Below are 14,038 nucleotides of genomic sequence, written 5' to 3'. Positions count from 1 at the left end.
AGGCAGTTGGCAGCTGCTCCGTCGGCAACGAGAGCGACTGGCACCCGGATCTATCCCGCCTCGGCCAGAGCCTCCAGCTCGGCCATATCGACCAGCCGCACGCCGCGCCGCCCGATCAGGTCGATCGTCCCGCCGCGCTTGAGTTCGGTCATCTGCCGCGACACGGTTTCGATGGTGATCCCCAATATGTCGGCGATCTGCTGACGGGACAGGGGCAGATCGATGACGCCGTCTCTATCCGCGCGCAGTCGCCGTCCCATGTCGAGCAGGAAGGTCGCGACCTTCTCGCGCGCCGTCTTGCGGCCCAGCAGCAGCATCCACGCGCGGGTGCGGTCGAGGTCGTCCAGCGTGCGCTGGAGCAGGCGATGCTGCAATTCTGCATGATCGCGGGCGAATCCGTCAAAGGCACCGCGCGGAAAGAGGCAGAGCCGTGCGTCGGTCAGCGCCGTGACGCTATGCGGCGTGCGCGCGCCGAAAGGACGGCCGATGAAGTCGGACGCATAGACCACGCCGACAATCTGCTCGCGTCCGTCGCCGGTTGAGGTCGCCAGCTTCAAGGTGCCTTCCACGACGTTGGCGACAACCATATTGTCGTCGCCTTCCCACATGACGGTCTGCCCGGCCTTGAGCGAAACGCGCCGACCGATCCGGCTCAGCGCGTCGCGGTCGGACGCCGAAAGATCGGCACAGATCGCCCGGTCCCGGACATCGCAACGTTCGCAATTATGGCCGACGCAGGGACGGACCATCGTTGGAAGGGCGGCATTTTGCGCCATGTCAAATTGCATGTTCATGCACGATCCATGACCCGGGCGGGGACAGGAACCTATCCGTAAATGTCCCTACCCGATCCTTGCCGCCAGCCCCTACTCCACGCCGGCATGGAAGGCGATGCGCAGCGCTTCCGCCAGGCTGCGCACTTCCAGCTTCTGCATCAGATTGGCGCGGTGGATTTCGACAGTGCGCGGACTGATCCCCAGGTCATAGGCGATGGTCTTGTTGGGCAATCCGTCGATCAGTCCGTTCAGGACGTCGCGCTCGCGGTCGGTCAGGACATTCAGCCGGGCCTGCGCCTCCTGCGCCCGCGCGTCGGCGCCCCGCGCGGCGACCGACTGTCTGCGCGCGGCCTCGATGCAGGCAAGCAGGGCAGCTTTTTCGAACGGCTTTTCGATGAAGTCGCTCGCCCCCGCCTTCATTGCCGCGACCGCCATGTCGACATCGCCATGGCCGGTCATGATGATCACGGGCAGCATGACCCCCCGCGCCCGCAATTCACGCTGCACCTCCAGCCCGTCCATATCGGGCATCCGCACGTCCAGCAGGACGCAACCGGACGCCAGTCTCCCCGCCACTTTCAGGAAAGGGAGCCCGCCCTCGAACGGCTGGACAACAAATCCGCTTGTCTTGAGCAGGAACGACAGCGACCGCCGGATCGCCTCGTCATCGTCCACGACATAGATGGTATAGGCTTCGCTCATTCCTCGTCCACGCGATCCAGGGTGAAGTGAAAGGCCGCGCCGCCCCATTGTGAGGGCGTCGCCCAGATGCGACCGCCATGGCCTTCGATAATCGTCTGGCTGATGGAAAGGCCCACGCCCATGCCGGTCGATTTGGTGGTCGTAAATGGGGTGAACAGCGTGCGCGACATATCGGGGTCAAGGCCAGGGCCGCTGTCGGCCACCACGACCTCCACCTTGCCGTCATCGGTCGGCACGGCCGACAATCGCAGGATACGGACCGGACGGGCATGCATCGCCTCGACTGCGTTCCGCACGAGGTTGATGACGACCTGCTGAAGCTGGACCCGGTTGACCAGCACCTTGCCGACCCCCTTGTCGACGCTCACATCCATGTCGATGCCGCTGCTGTCGATCCCGATGAATGCCAGCGCCGCGCCCTCTGCCAGCAGGCCGCGCAAATGTTCGGGCTGCCGCAGGGTTTCGCCGCGCTTGATGAATTCCCGCAGCGACCGGATGATCTCTCCCGCGCGCAGCGCCTGCGCCGCGCTTTCCGCCATCGCTTCTCCCAGCATCTCGCGATCGACCGGCCCCTCGACCGCCAGAAGATCGCGACCGGCCTCCATATAATTGGCGATGGCGGTCAACGGCTGGTTGAGTTCATGCGCCAGCGCGGAGGCGAGCGTGCCCATGGCTGTCACCCGCCCTGCATGCGCCAGCTCCGTCTGGAGATCGGCGACGCGGCGTTCGGTCTGCTGCCGCTCCGTCAGGTCGCGAATGAAGCCCGTGAACAGCCTTCGCCCCTGATCGGCGACCTCCCCCACCGCCAGTTCGATGGGAAAGACCGACCCGTCGCGCCGGCGCGCGCTGGTCAGACGGCCGATGCCGATGATGCGCTTTTCGCCGGTGGTCAGATAATGGCCGATATAGCCGTCGTGACGCTCCCGATCCGGCGAGGGCATCAGCATGGAGATATTCTCGCCCAGAACATCCGCTTCGGCATATTGGAACATATGCTGCGCGGCCGCGCTGAACGACACGATCCGGCCGTTCATGTCGATCACGATCAGCGCGTCGGGCACGGTCGCCAGGATGGAACCCAGCAGCGCCTGTTCCAGACTATGGGCGTCGGTCAGAGCGTCGGTATCGTCATCAGCAACGGCCATGGGAAGATCATGCCGCCCTTTCAATGCGCCAGCAAGATCGGCACGCGCGCATTGTGCAACATGGCCCGGGTTACGCCCCCAAAGATGAACTCGCGCAACCGGCTGTGCCCGAATGCGCCCATGACCAGCCAGTCCGCCGCCAATTCGCCGATGGCCGCGCGCAATGCATCCTCGACGGCGCGGCCGTTACGCGGCCAGCTATGCAATTCTGCGCCGACACCGTGGCGGGCGAGATATTCGGGTGCCCCCGTCGCCGGGAAGCGCGCCTTGTCGGCTTCCTCCACCGTTACGATGTCCACCCCGTCGGCCAGCCGAAGCAATGGCACGGCGGCGCGCAGCGCGGCGCAGGACTCGGGAGAGCCATCCCAGGCGACGAGGGCGCGGCCGGCCACGGGAAAGGACCGTGCGGACTGCGGCACGGCCAGCACGGGCGTACGGCCGCCAAGCGCCAGTTCGGGGACGATCGGCAAGGGGCTACGGGCGTCGGCGCGTCCCGCTTCCGGCAGGGTGGCGACCACAATATCGGCGAGCCGCGCCGCGGACAACAGGCCCGAAACGATGTCGCCATCGAACTGAACCCAGTCCCAGCCGATGTCTTCGCGCGCCAGCCTCGCTTCCACCTGATCGCGGAAGCTGTCGTCGATCGCATGAATCTCGGCGGCGAGCGTTGGCGCGTAGCCGGCACCACCATAGACATCGGCCGCGACGAGATCCGGCATCGGCGACACCTGGACGCAGCGCACATGCGCGTTTCGCGCGCGCGCCAGGTCGCAGGCCGCCTGCAAGCGGCTTTCCGCGCCCAGATCATCATGGATATGCAGCAGGACGGTCTTCATCGCAGCGTCTCCCGACAACCAGTGTCGGCCATCAGGGCTACGCCGTCACCGCACGCCGCTCCATCCGGGATAGTCCTTATAGCGCCGGCCACGCCGAAACGGGATGATGGCACCATGACGTGGACCACGATACGCCTGGAACTCGACCGAACACCCGCCTTTCCGAAGGGGTCGGCGGCCCGCAGCTATGTGTTGCGCCTGCCGCTGAAGGAGGACGGCACGATCGACGAGCAGGCCTATCGCGCCCATGCCGAACTGGCGACGGTGCGGCGCTTCTGGCCGAACGAGCCGGATCGGCACGGCGCCATGCGACACACCGACAGGGGCTGGGCATTATCCTACATGGACGGGGATCAGGATGACGGGCGACTGTTCCGGCTGGAAGATCATGCGATCCGGCCCGGAAGCTACATCACGCTGACCGAACCCGATGGCGTCACCCTGCCGTTCCTTGTGAAGGGCGTGGCCACGGCTTGAACGGTCCTGCCGGAACGGGCCTTTCAGCCTGCTTCCAGAGCGGCGCTGGCCTCCATCCAGACCTCCTCGGCGGCTTCCAGCTTCTTTTCGACCTCGGCGCGCTTCACCATCAGCTGGCTGGTGGTCATCTTCGCCTCGGCACCGGTCGCGGCCCTGGGGTCGAACAGCGCCTGATCGATACGACTGCGCTCGGCTGCCAGTGTGGCCATCTCCCTTTCCGCCTTGGTGACCGCATTCTTGGCCGCCTTCTGCCTTTCGCGCCATTCGGCCGCGTTGCGCTTTTCCGCTTTGCGGTCAACCCTGGGCGCATCGCCGCCACCGGCGCTGCCGTCCGCCTTGCGCAGGATGATGTCGGTATAGTCGTCGAGCGACCCGTCGAAGGGCTGGGCCGTGCCATTGTCGACCAGCACCAGGCGGTCGGCGACCAGTTCGATCATGTGGCGGTCATGGCTGACGATCACGACCGCGCCGCTATAGTCGTTGAGCGCCTGCACCAGCGCCTCGCGACTGTCGACGTCGAGATGGTTGGTCGGCTCGTCGAGGATGAGAAGGTGCGGCGCGTCGCGGGTGATGAGGGCCAGCGCAAGACGGGCGCGCTCGCCGCCCGACATGGAGCCGACCTTCTGCGTCGCGCGCTCTCCCGAAAAGCCGAAACGGCCGAGCTGGGCGCGCACGGCGCCGGGGGTCGCGCCCTTCATGACGCGGGTCATATGTTCCAGCGGCGTGTCGGCGACGTCCAGTTCCTCCACCTGATATTGGGTGAAGTAACCGACATTCATCTTCGACGAGCTGTTCATCGTCCCTTCCATCGGCGCGAGCTGCGCGGCGATGAGTCGGGCCAGCGTCGTCTTGCCGTTACCGTTGCGGCCGAGCAGCGCCAGCCGATCGTCGGGGTCGATGCGCAGGTTGACGCGCTTGAGGATCGGCGTCTCGTCATAACCGACCGCCGCCATGTCCATGGTGATGAGCGGCGGGCGCAGTTCCGGCGGGCTGGGGAAACCGAAATGCAGCGTCGGGTCTTCGATGGCGGCCGCGATGGGCTGCATCCTCGCCAGCGCCTTGGCGCGGGACTGGGCCTGTTTCGCGGTCGAGGCACGGGCCGAGTTGCGGGCGACATAGTCCTGCAACTTTTCCCGTTCCGCCTGCTGCTTGGCGCGGGCGGCTTCCTGCTGCGCCAGCCGTTCGGCGCGCTGGCGCTCGAACGCGTCATAGCCGCCGGGATAGAGCATCACCTTCCCGCCTTCGAGGTGGAGGATATAATCCACGACATTGTTCAGCAGGTCGCGTTCGTGGCTGATGACGACCACGGTGCCGCGATAGGCCTTCAGGAAATTCTCAAGCCACAGCGTGGCTTCGAGGTCGAGGTGGTTCGACGGTTCGTCGAGCAGCAGCAGGTCGGGTTCGGAAAACAGCAGCGCGGCGAGCGCCACGCGCATCTTCCAGCCGCCCGAATAGCTGTCGAGCGGGCGGCCCTGCATTTCCTCGTCGAAACCCAGGCCGACCAGGATACGGGCGGCGCGGGCGGGTGCGGTATAGGCGTCGATCGTCGTCAGCCGCTCATAGATATGGCCGAGGCGGTCGGGGTCTTCGGTATGTTCCGCCTCCGCCATAAGGGCGGCGCGTTCCTTGTCGGCGGCGAGCACGGTGTCGAACGGGGTCGCGGTGCCGGAAGGCGCCTCCTGCGCGATATAGCCAAGGCGCGTGTCGCGGGGCATGTCGCACGACCCCTCGTCCGGGTCGAGCTGACCGATCATCACTTTCATCAGCGTGGACTTGCCCGCGCCGTTGCGGCCGATCAGGCCGACGCGGCTGCGCGGCGGCAGCGCGGCGCTGGCGCGGTCGAGGATGGTGCGGCCGCCCAGGCGCACGGTGATGGCGTTCAGATTCAGCATGGCGCCCGCCTCTAGCAGAGCGACAGGAGGTGGTGAAGGCGTCGAAAGCGCGATTTGCAAAAGCGGGTCCGGTTGTGAAGTTCACACTGTCGTGGCCAACGGAAAAGCGCGGGCACAAAGCTGTGGCGCAGATTTCGCAATAGGAGAATTTTTGCAAAGTGGGCCACGCCGGTGCGAAGGGCGGCGCGGGACGAAGAAGCCGGACGATTGTAAGGAGCCGGCCGGTTTCCTGCCACGGACGGGACGGTGTAGGACAGCGGAAACCGACGGAAGCGGCCACCGCGACGCGTCCGCCCTACAAATTTTTCGGGGTAGCTGCGATGGCGGCGGCGACCTAGGTGCTGAAGGCATGACGATGCGGATGAGGGAAGGATGCGCGGCGCTGACCGAGAAGGAGAAGCAGACGCTTCGCCTGATGGTCCGGGGCCATGATGCGAAATCGATCGCGCGCGACCTGGGACTTTCGGTTCATACGATCAACGAACGGCTGCGCGATGCGCGGCGCAAGATGGCGGTGTCGAGCAGCCGCGAGGCGGCCCGCCTGCTGCTGGAGGCGGAAGGCGGCGAAAAGGGAAGCCCCGCCCCCGATTCCTTGGGGGACACGGAAATCGGGGGCGACGGCGCGGTCCGCCGGGCGGATCAGGACAGTGCGCCGACTGTCGGCGCGGGGCGACCACATCGCCCTACCCGGATCATCATCGGAGCCGCACTCATGACCCTGACCCTTGGCCTTCTGGCATTCGCCGCCCTGACCGACGTCACCGCGCCCCCGGCGCCCGCCGTCGCACGGTCGATTGTGGAAACCCCGGTCGTGGACACGGCCCGGCGATGGCTGGCGCTGGTGGATCAGGGGCGGTGGGATGAAAGCTACCGCGAGACCGGATCGTCATTCCGAAAGCTAAACAGCGCACAGACGTGGGCGCGGGTGTCGGAAGAGGTGCGGCCTCCGCTGGGGACGGTGACGTCCCGCATACTCATCAGCCAGCAGGACCTGCCCGCGCCGCCTGCCGGCTATCAGGTGGTGAAGTTCCGAACGCAATTTTCCAACAAGGCCGACGCGGTGGAAACTGTCACGCTGGAGCGCGAGGCGCAGCAATGGCGGGTGGTCGGCGTCACCATCGAATGAGCGGGCCGGGGGCGGTGTGGAAACGCCGCCCCGCTCGGCTCAATCTTCCTCGCCGCGATCGATCCGGGCGATTTCCTCGTCAATATCGCGCAACGCCTCGGCGCGCGCTTCGGCCGGCATGGGAACGGCGGCGATCTGGGCGCGCGCGGCGACGAGCCCGACGCGGGCGCCCATGCGGCCCGCGCGTTCGGCCTGACGGGCCCGCGCTTCGATGGCGGTCTGGCAGATGCGGACGCGGATATGCCGGCGGCCATTGCGATCCACTGTTTCGCGATGGCTGGTGACCTGATCGCCGTCGCAGCCTTCCCGCACGTCTACCACCGGGATCATGCGCTCGATCTCCGCGTCGGTCGGGATGCGATGGTTTTCGACGCGACCATCGGGATAGGTGACGCTGATCCGCCCCTTGCCGCTGCGCACGCTGACCTGCGGCGCCGGCGGGACGGGCGGGACCGGCGGAACCATGTCTGCCGTGGGGGCCGGCGGCAGCGGCGGTTCCGGCGGAGCGGGCGGCACGACCGGGTCGGTCGAAGCGCGCGTTGCCGGCGGCAGCGGCGCGGCGGGCACGGCCGGCACGGCGTCGGCCGTGTCGACGCTGGCGATGGCCGGCGCGGCGACCAGATCGGTAAGGCGGCCCAGATCGGCGCCCTGCACCTTTTCGGTGATCGCCGCCATTTGCTGCGCGGCGCGGCTGCCCGAAGCGGTGAGCGCCAGGCCGGTGGCGGTAACCAGCGCAACGGCGGCCATGGCCCAACTGATACGGTGCAGCGATGTTTCGTGGCTCGAAAGCATTTTAAGCCTCCCCTTGAGCGTCGTCAGACGTGTGAGATGACAGGCGGCGGCGAACTGGCGCCCGCCCGCCGCCTTCAATATGGCGCGGCCATAGGCATGGGCCTGATCCCGGCCGTAGAGCGACAGCACGCGAGCGTCACAGGCGGTTTCCTGATCGGCGCGGTAGGCGCGATAGGCGATCCAGGCGACGGGATTGCACCAGTGGACGGCCAGCAGCAGCAGCGCGACCATGTTGGCGGCCAGGTCTCCGCGTTCATGATGGGCGCGTTCATGGGCGATCGCCATGTCCTGTTCCTGCACGTCCCAGCGCAGCGCGAAGTCGACGGGCAGGCAGATATAGGGGCGGAAGATACCGAAGGCGAGCGGACCGCTGGCGTGCGGACTGGTAACGATATGGATCCGCCCCTCCTGCCCCAGCGCGGTCGCGTCGGCCAGCATCAGGCGGCGAAAACGGACATAGCCGACAGCCTGCACCAGCAGAAAGGCCAGCATGCCGACAAGCCAGATGGCAAGACCGATTTCCATCCAGGGCAGGCTGGCGGCCGGCGGGGCGGCTCCACCGGCGACCGGCGCCGCTTCCAGCATCGCGGGCAGGCCGGACTGGTCCACGGCGATATGCAGCGGCGACGGGTCGGCGACCTCGGTCGGCAGGGCGGGCAACAGCATCCGGACGAAAGGCAGGAGCCAGAGCCAATAGGCCGCGCCTGCGCCCAGCCAGCGCGCGACCGGGCGCCGCAGCAGCATCACGACCGCCATCAGCAGGGTGCTGGCGATCAGCGTTTCGGCAAGCCAGACGCTCATGATTTCAGCCCTTTCAGAATATCCTCCAGAGCGGCGATATCTTCCGCCGTCAACTGATCCTGCTCCGCCAGCCGCGCGACCAGCGGCGATATGCGACCGCCGAACAGCCGGTTCACCAGCCGCCCGGATTCGCCGGCGACATAATCGTCGCGCGTGATGTGCGGGCGATACAGGAAGCGGCGCCCGTCCTGATCCGCCACGATCGCATCCTTCGCCATCAGGCGGGACAACAGGGTCTTGACCGTCTGCACGCTCCAGTCACGGGCGGCGGCCACCCGGTCGGCCACGTCGCTGGCGGTCAGCGGCGCCTGTTCCCACAGCGCCTCCATCACCACCAGTTCCGCTTCGCTGATCTTCTCGCTCACCTGGACGTTCCGTTGCCGATTCGGTTTCAACTACATCTGTAATCGCATCGATTACGGCTGTAGTCAACAGCCGGAAGGCGGGAGCGGAGGCACCGAAAATGTCGGTATATTTGACACATGGCGCGTCGGGGCCATGGGCCTTAACCTTAAGATCGCGCGGGATCGGGTGCCTTTTCCGGAATGGCACGCCGTTTGCGAATTAGATGGCGTTCCCTTTGATCAACGTCACGGGGGAGGAGCCGGTCTCCGCTCTTCCCCCACCCGTTGCCCCGACACCCGAAAATTCTCAGGTCTCCGCCGATGCCGCCAGGCTGATTTCGGCGCGCAACCCGCCTTCCGCGCGATTGCCCAAGGTGAACCGGCCACCTTCCAGCGCCACCGCCTTCTGCACGATGGCGAGGCCGAGGCCCAGCCCACGGGTATTGCGGCCCCGTGCCGCGTCGAGACGAAAGAAGGGCCGCATCACCTCGTCAATGCGGTCGGCCGGGATGCCGGGCCCGTCGTCGTCGACACGGATCGCGATGCGATCCTCCAGCGCGGCAAGCGAGACGCGCGCGCAGCCGCCATAATGCAGCGCGTTTTCTATGAGGTTGCCGATCGCGCGGCGCAGGGTGACCGGCCGGCCGGACATTTCAAGATGATCCGGCCCATCATAGCGCACATCTGCGCCACGATCCTGAAAACCGTCCACCAGGGTCGCGATCGCCACGGCCAGGTCGATGCGCACCGGCGGTTCGGGATCCCGCTCCCCGCCCAGGAAGGCGAGCAGCGATTCCAGCATCGCCGCCATTTCGTCGAGGTCGGTGTCCATCGCGCCCCGCACATCGGCTTCGCGCACCTCCTCCAGCCGCAGCCGCAGCCGCGCGATCGGCGTGCGCAGGTCGTGGCCGACCGCCGCCAGCGTTTCCGTCCGTTCGTCGATCAGCCCGTGGATGCGGGCCTGCATCGCGTTGAAAGCGCGGATCAGGTCCCGCACATCGTTCGAGCCGGCTTCCGGCACGATGACCTCGCGCCCCAGGCCGATCTGCTCGGTCGCGCGCGTCAGGTCGCGTAATGGCCCCAAAGTGCGCCGGATCATGACGCCGCCGATCAGCACCAGCGCCATCACCGGGATCAGGGCCAGCCCCATCCGGCCAATGGCGAACGCCCATCTCCCGGCATGATGGGTCATGCCGAAATAAACCCAGCTGCCGTCGCGCAATTGCAGCCCGCCGTTTATTTCAGCGTGGCGGCCGGACGCCGACAGCCGCAGCCACAGGCGCGAATCCGACAGCCCCGGTTCCCAGTCCAGTATCTGCTGGCGCGTCCGTTCCAGCCCCGCCGACAGGGGCGACGGCGGCGGCGCCGTGGCGGACCAGTGGACGTCGTAGCGATCGGTCGTGAGTTGCAGGCTGAGCGCGGGCCGTTCGTCGCGCGGCGCTTGGACCAGAAGCCGCCGGGCGATGACCAGATGCTCGGCCAGCCGGCGTGCCTCGTCATCCTGAAGCGACACCTGGCTGGCGCGCTCGTAGATCAGGGTGCCGACCGCGAATTCCAGCGTGACCGTCAGCAGCAGGATCGCAAAGATACGGCCGACAAGCCCCAGCGATCCGCGCACATGCCGGGTCAAGCGCGGCTGACTTCCGCGTTGAACATGTAGCCGACACCGCGCACCGTGGTGATGGGCGCCGGCCGGTCCGCCAGCGACAGCTTGCGCCGCAGGCGGCTGACCAGCACGTCGATGCTGCGGTCGGAACTGTCGCCCATCCGCGTGCGCGACAGTTCGATGAGCCGCTCGCGCGCGATCACGCGCTGCGGATGGCCCAGGAAGGAGCCGAGCAGGTCGAATTCCGCGCCGGTCAGGTCGACGATGGCGCCGGTGGGCGAACGCAATTCGCGACGCGGGAAATTGACCACCCACCCGTCGAACCGCGCCTCGCTCTCGCGCTGGTCGTCGGGGCCGCGCTCCAGCCCGACCCGGCGCAATATGGCGCGAATGCGCGCGATCAGTTCGCGCGTACCGAACGGCTTGGGAAGATAGTCGTCGGCGCCCAGTTCCAGCCCGACGATCCGGTCGGTCTCGCTGCCCTTGGCGCTGATGAAGATGATCGGCACGTCACTGCGACGACGGATCTGACGGCAAAGGTCGATGCCGTTCGTGCCCGGCAGCATGACGTCGAGAACCACCAGGTCGACCGGACCGGCATCGAACGCCACCCACATTTCGGGGCCGGACGATGCGGGACGCACCTGATAGCCATGTTCCTGAAGCGCGCGCGCCGTCAGCGTCCGCAGCGGGGGATCGTCCTCTACCAGAATGATGGAAGGAGCGGTCATGCGGAAAGGAAAGCGGCTGGGATCATTATGCAAGGCGAGATAGGATCGCCCGCGATGCCGGTCAATGCGGCGCTATGGTTGTCGGATCAAACTTGCCGATTGGCAACAATTTGTCATGGAACAGCAAGCCATTGGCATCGGCCCGGACATGATGGCGCGACCGGGCCGCACATGGCCCGGTCGCCTGAACATCAGAAGGAGGCCGACAGCGAGAAGACCACCTGCCCGCGCGCGATCGAAGAGCCGTCCGCGGCCGAGAAATTGGGGCGGATGTAGTTTTCCTCGACCCGCGCGATGTCGGTATCGACATAGGCGATGCCCAGCGTCAGCGGCGTGCCGGGAACGGCGACGTCCGCGCCGACCAGCCAGTCGAGATACTTGCCGGTGGGGGCCAGCGACGTACCGTTCGGACCCAGGCCGGAATTGCCCTTCGACCAGCCCATATGCGCCTTCACAGTGACGGGCGTATTGGGGATCGCGCTGCTGACGTCGCCCCACAGGTAGAGGTTGTCGTTCTTCTTGCCGGGGCGGAACACGGTGCAGGCGGCGTCGCTGCACGTCTTGCCGAGCGCTTCCTGCTTGGGCGCGTAGGCCACGCCGACCAGCGCGCTGACGGGGCCGACGTCGCCCGACAGCTTGATATAGGGTTCGGCGAAATCCGTGGTGTCGAGGCCGCTGGGATACATGTACCAGACGAGCCCGACGTCGAGCGTCGCGCCGCCCAGGTCGACCGCGTAACCGGCGTTGAGATCCAGTTCCATGTTGGCGCCACCGAACGTGCCCCAGCCCGACAGGTTGGAACCCCACACACCGGCATAGGCGCCCGATTCATGGCTGACCGATACGCCGCCCTGAACGGCCATGCCCTTGTCCGTCATGGACACGCCGCGGAAGCGATAGTCCGACACCAGAGCAACGCTGCCCGACACGGTGACGGGGCCGGTGGCCTCTTCCTGGGCGAATGCCGGCGCGCTGGACATCAGCGCGAGAGCGGCACAGGCGATTTGATACTTCATGAACATTCCCCTTTGAGAAAGAATGTTCCTTCCTGCGTCCGCGAACCCGGCAGTCTCATGTTAATGGCTTCGGTGTCCGGCGGATGCCTACCGCCTATGCGTTCCAGAAAAGATACGAAACCGCTTTTCCCGCAACTGCGAAGAGAAGTCCCCTGTTGTGGCATGGGAGGCACGCTTTATTGCTATGGCGGCAATGAATGTTTCTGTTATATTTCTGATCATCGGCCAGATCATTAAAAAGCCGCCGCACGATATCCGTGCGGCGGCTTCAATTTCAGACCGGGTGCAGGTCGATCAGGCGGCGAGCCGGTGCATGCGTCCCGTGGCGCCAAACAGTTCGACGCGCGCGCCCGAGCCCCGGCGCCGGTCGACCCATTCGCGCAGCATTTCCGCGCAAGTATGGTCGATATGGCCGAGCCGTTCGACATTCAGGATCACCAGCTTGGCCGCCGGGATGGATTCCAGCCTGGCCGACAGGCCCGGCAGGTTCAAGAAGGTCGCCGTGCCGCGCAGCGCCAGCTCATGCGCTTCGTCACGGCTCTCCTCCTCGACCCGCAAGCCCAGCTTCCGGGCGTGCGGCAGCAGTTCCAGCAGTGACAGGCCGATCCCGACCAGCACGCCGGTCAGAAGGTCCGTAGCCACAACGCAGATCAGCGTCGCCGCCCAGACGATGGCGGGCAAGGCGCCATAGCGGTGGAAGAGATGCTTCACATGCGCGACGCTGACCAGACGGACGCCGGTGATGACCAGGATGCCCGCCAACGCCGCCATCGGAATTTCCCGCAGCAGCCAGGGCAGCAGCGCGACGAAGCCGAGTATCCATATACCGTGCAGGATGGCCGACAGGCGCGTCCGGGCACCGGCCTGAACGTTCGCCGACGACCGGACGATGACACCCGTCATCGGCAGCGCGCCGGCAAAGCCGCACAGCAGATTGCCCACGCCCTGGGCGCTGAGTTCCCGGTTATAATTGGTCCGCACGCCATCATGCATGCGGTCGACCGCCGCCGCCGACAACAATGTTTCCGCGCTGGCGATGAAGGCGATGGCGATCGCGGTGGTGATGACCGTGGGGTTGAGCAACTGGGCCACCAGCCCGGCCTCGGGCGGCGTGATTGCGGCCATGATCGATTCCGGCACGGCCACGCGGGCCACCGGCAGGCCGAGCGCGAAGGCGACCAGCGTCGCCAGCACGACCCCCACCAGCGCGCCGGGCACCAGCTTCATCGAGGCGGGACGGAATTTTTCCCAGCCGAGCATCCCCAATATGGTGACGAGGCCGATCGCGAAGGCCGTCGCCGCGTCCTGGTTGGTAAGGCCGAACAGCTGACCCGGCATCGCGATCAGGTTGGCGAGGCCGCTGGACAGCGGTTTGTCGTCGAACAGGACATGGAACTGGCCGACGACGATCAGTACGCCGATGCCCGCCAGCATTCCGTGCACCACCGCCGGGGAAATGGCGCGGAACCAGCCGCCCACCCGCGCCAGGCCCGCGATCACCTGGATCGCGCCGGCGAGGATGAGGATCGGGCCGAGCGCCGAGAGCCCCTGTTCGCGCACAATTTCGAATACGATGACGGCAAGACCGGCAGCCGGGCCACTGACCTGAAGCGGCGAACCCGCCAGCAGACCGACGACGATACCGCCGATGATGCCTGTGATCAGGCCTTTTTCCGGCGGCACGCCGGACGCGATGGCAATGCCCATGCAAAGGGGCATCGCCACCAGGAAGACGACGATGGACGCCGTGAAGTCGCGGCTGAAATTGCCGCCGGAAAATGCCTTCAGCATGAT

Annotated in this window: 13 protein-coding genes; 2 read left to right on the top strand and 11 right to left on the bottom strand. The window is 66.4% G+C overall.

Translation table 11 applies throughout. The features are described from left to right. Positions 1-50: 50 nt before the first annotated feature. From J3E64_RS18470 to J3E64_RS18455, 4 genes are all read right to left on the bottom strand, one after another. On the bottom strand, positions 51-794 hold the full coding sequence (locus J3E64_RS18470; RefSeq protein WP_253344520.1) for a Crp/Fnr family transcriptional regulator: 744 nt from the start codon (positions 792-794) through the stop codon (positions 51-53). Between the two features lie 72 nt (positions 795-866). After that, the gene (gene fixJ / locus J3E64_RS18465; RefSeq protein WP_253344518.1) at positions 867-1,478 is read right to left on the bottom strand and encodes a response regulator FixJ; all 612 of its coding nucleotides are present in this window, start codon (positions 1,476-1,478) and stop codon (positions 867-869) included. After that, positions 1,475-2,623: a sensor histidine kinase gene (locus J3E64_RS18460; RefSeq protein ID WP_253344517.1), complete on the bottom strand. Its 1,149-nt coding sequence runs from the start codon at positions 2,621-2,623 to the stop codon at positions 1,475-1,477. The genes fixJ and J3E64_RS18460 overlap by 4 nt, the downstream gene beginning before the upstream one ends. A 20-nt stretch (positions 2,624-2,643) precedes the next feature. Then, a complete protein-coding gene (locus J3E64_RS18455) occupies positions 2,644-3,459 on the bottom strand; it encodes a universal stress protein (RefSeq protein WP_253344516.1) in 816 nt (271 codons plus the stop codon). Positions 3,460-3,573: 114 nt separating this feature from the next. Between J3E64_RS18455 and J3E64_RS18450 the strand changes: the two genes are divergently transcribed. After that, complete coding sequence (locus tag J3E64_RS18450) at positions 3,574-3,936, top strand: hypothetical protein (RefSeq protein ID WP_253344515.1); 363 nt, start codon at positions 3,574-3,576, stop codon at positions 3,934-3,936. A 23-nt stretch (positions 3,937-3,959) separates the two neighbouring features. Here J3E64_RS18450 and J3E64_RS18445 read toward each other — a convergent pair whose 3' ends face one another. Beyond that, positions 3,960-5,828: an ABC-F family ATP-binding cassette domain-containing protein gene (locus J3E64_RS18445; RefSeq protein ID WP_253344514.1), complete on the bottom strand. Its 1,869-nt coding sequence runs from the start codon at positions 5,826-5,828 to the stop codon at positions 3,960-3,962. A gap of 349 nt (positions 5,829-6,177) precedes the next feature. Here J3E64_RS18445 and J3E64_RS18440 point away from each other — a divergent pair, with 349 nt between their 5' ends. Beyond that, on the top strand, positions 6,178-6,954 hold the full coding sequence (locus J3E64_RS18440; protein ID WP_253344513.1) for a DUF4019 domain-containing protein: 777 nt from the start codon (positions 6,178-6,180) through the stop codon (positions 6,952-6,954). A 39-nt stretch (positions 6,955-6,993) separates the two neighbouring features. On the opposite strand, the gene J3E64_RS18435 is transcribed toward J3E64_RS18440, so the two are convergent. From J3E64_RS18435 to J3E64_RS18410, 6 genes are all read right to left on the bottom strand, one after another. Next, entirely contained in the window at positions 6,994-8,547 is a 1,554-nt protein-coding gene (locus J3E64_RS18435) for a M56 family metallopeptidase (protein ID WP_253344512.1), read from the bottom strand. Then, complete coding sequence (locus J3E64_RS18430; protein ID WP_253344511.1) at positions 8,544-8,912, bottom strand: BlaI/MecI/CopY family transcriptional regulator; 369 nt, start codon at positions 8,910-8,912, stop codon at positions 8,544-8,546. The genes J3E64_RS18435 and J3E64_RS18430 overlap by 4 nt, the downstream gene beginning before the upstream one ends. A 286-nt stretch (positions 8,913-9,198) precedes the next feature. After that, positions 9,199-10,521 (bottom strand): ATP-binding protein, encoded by a 1,323-nt coding sequence (locus tag J3E64_RS18425; protein WP_253344510.1) that lies wholly within the window; start codon positions 10,519-10,521, stop codon positions 9,199-9,201. Continuing rightward, entirely contained in the window at positions 10,518-11,228 is a 711-nt protein-coding gene (locus J3E64_RS18420) for a response regulator (RefSeq protein WP_253344509.1), read from the bottom strand. The genes J3E64_RS18425 and J3E64_RS18420 overlap by 4 nt, the downstream gene beginning before the upstream one ends. A gap of 191 nt (positions 11,229-11,419) precedes the next feature. Beyond that, positions 11,420-12,250, bottom strand: coding sequence for a TorF family putative porin (locus J3E64_RS18415; protein WP_253344508.1), 831 nt, complete (start codon positions 12,248-12,250; stop codon positions 11,420-11,422). A gap of 288 nt (positions 12,251-12,538) precedes the next feature. Further along, a complete protein-coding gene (locus tag J3E64_RS18410) occupies positions 12,539-14,035 on the bottom strand; it encodes a SulP family inorganic anion transporter (protein ID WP_253344507.1) in 1,497 nt (498 codons plus the stop codon). Positions 14,036-14,038 lie beyond the last annotated feature (3 nt).

This window comes from Sphingobium sp. OAS761 (assembly GCF_024168485.1).
Classification (GTDB): Bacteria; Pseudomonadota; Alphaproteobacteria; order Sphingomonadales; family Sphingomonadaceae; genus Sphingobium.
Note: the sequence above shows the minus strand (reverse complement) of the source record. Positions and strands in the feature narration are given on the sequence as shown.

Coding starts and splice junctions, on each gene's coding strand:
- J3E64_RS18460 (WP_253344517.1), bottom strand. CDS start 2,623: ATGGCCGTTGCTGATGACGATACCGACGCTCTGACCGACGCCCATAGT.
- J3E64_RS18420 (WP_253344509.1), bottom strand. CDS start 11,228: ATGACCGCTCCTTCCATCATTCTGGTAGAGGACGATCCCCCGCTGCGG.
- J3E64_RS18435 (WP_253344512.1), bottom strand. CDS start 8,547: ATGAGCGTCTGGCTTGCCGAAACGCTGATCGCCAGCACCCTGCTGATG.
- J3E64_RS18470 (WP_253344520.1), bottom strand. CDS start 794: ATGAACATGCAATTTGACATGGCGCAAAATGCCGCCCTTCCAACGATG.
- J3E64_RS18450 (WP_253344515.1), top strand. CDS start 3,574: ATGACGTGGACCACGATACGCCTGGAACTCGACCGAACACCCGCCTTT.
- fixJ (WP_253344518.1), bottom strand. CDS start 1,478: ATGAGCGAAGCCTATACCATCTATGTCGTGGACGATGACGAGGCGATC.
- J3E64_RS18440 (WP_253344513.1), top strand. CDS start 6,178: ATGACGATGCGGATGAGGGAAGGATGCGCGGCGCTGACCGAGAAGGAG.
- J3E64_RS18445 (WP_253344514.1), bottom strand. CDS start 5,828: ATGCTGAATCTGAACGCCATCACCGTGCGCCTGGGCGGCCGCACCATC.
- J3E64_RS18410 (WP_253344507.1), bottom strand. CDS start 14,035: ATGCTGAAGGCATTTTCCGGCGGCAATTTCAGCCGCGACTTCACGGCG.
- J3E64_RS18415 (WP_253344508.1), bottom strand. CDS start 12,250: ATGTTCATGAAGTATCAAATCGCCTGTGCCGCTCTCGCGCTGATGTCC.
- J3E64_RS18455 (WP_253344516.1), bottom strand. CDS start 3,459: ATGAAGACCGTCCTGCTGCATATCCATGATGATCTGGGCGCGGAAAGC.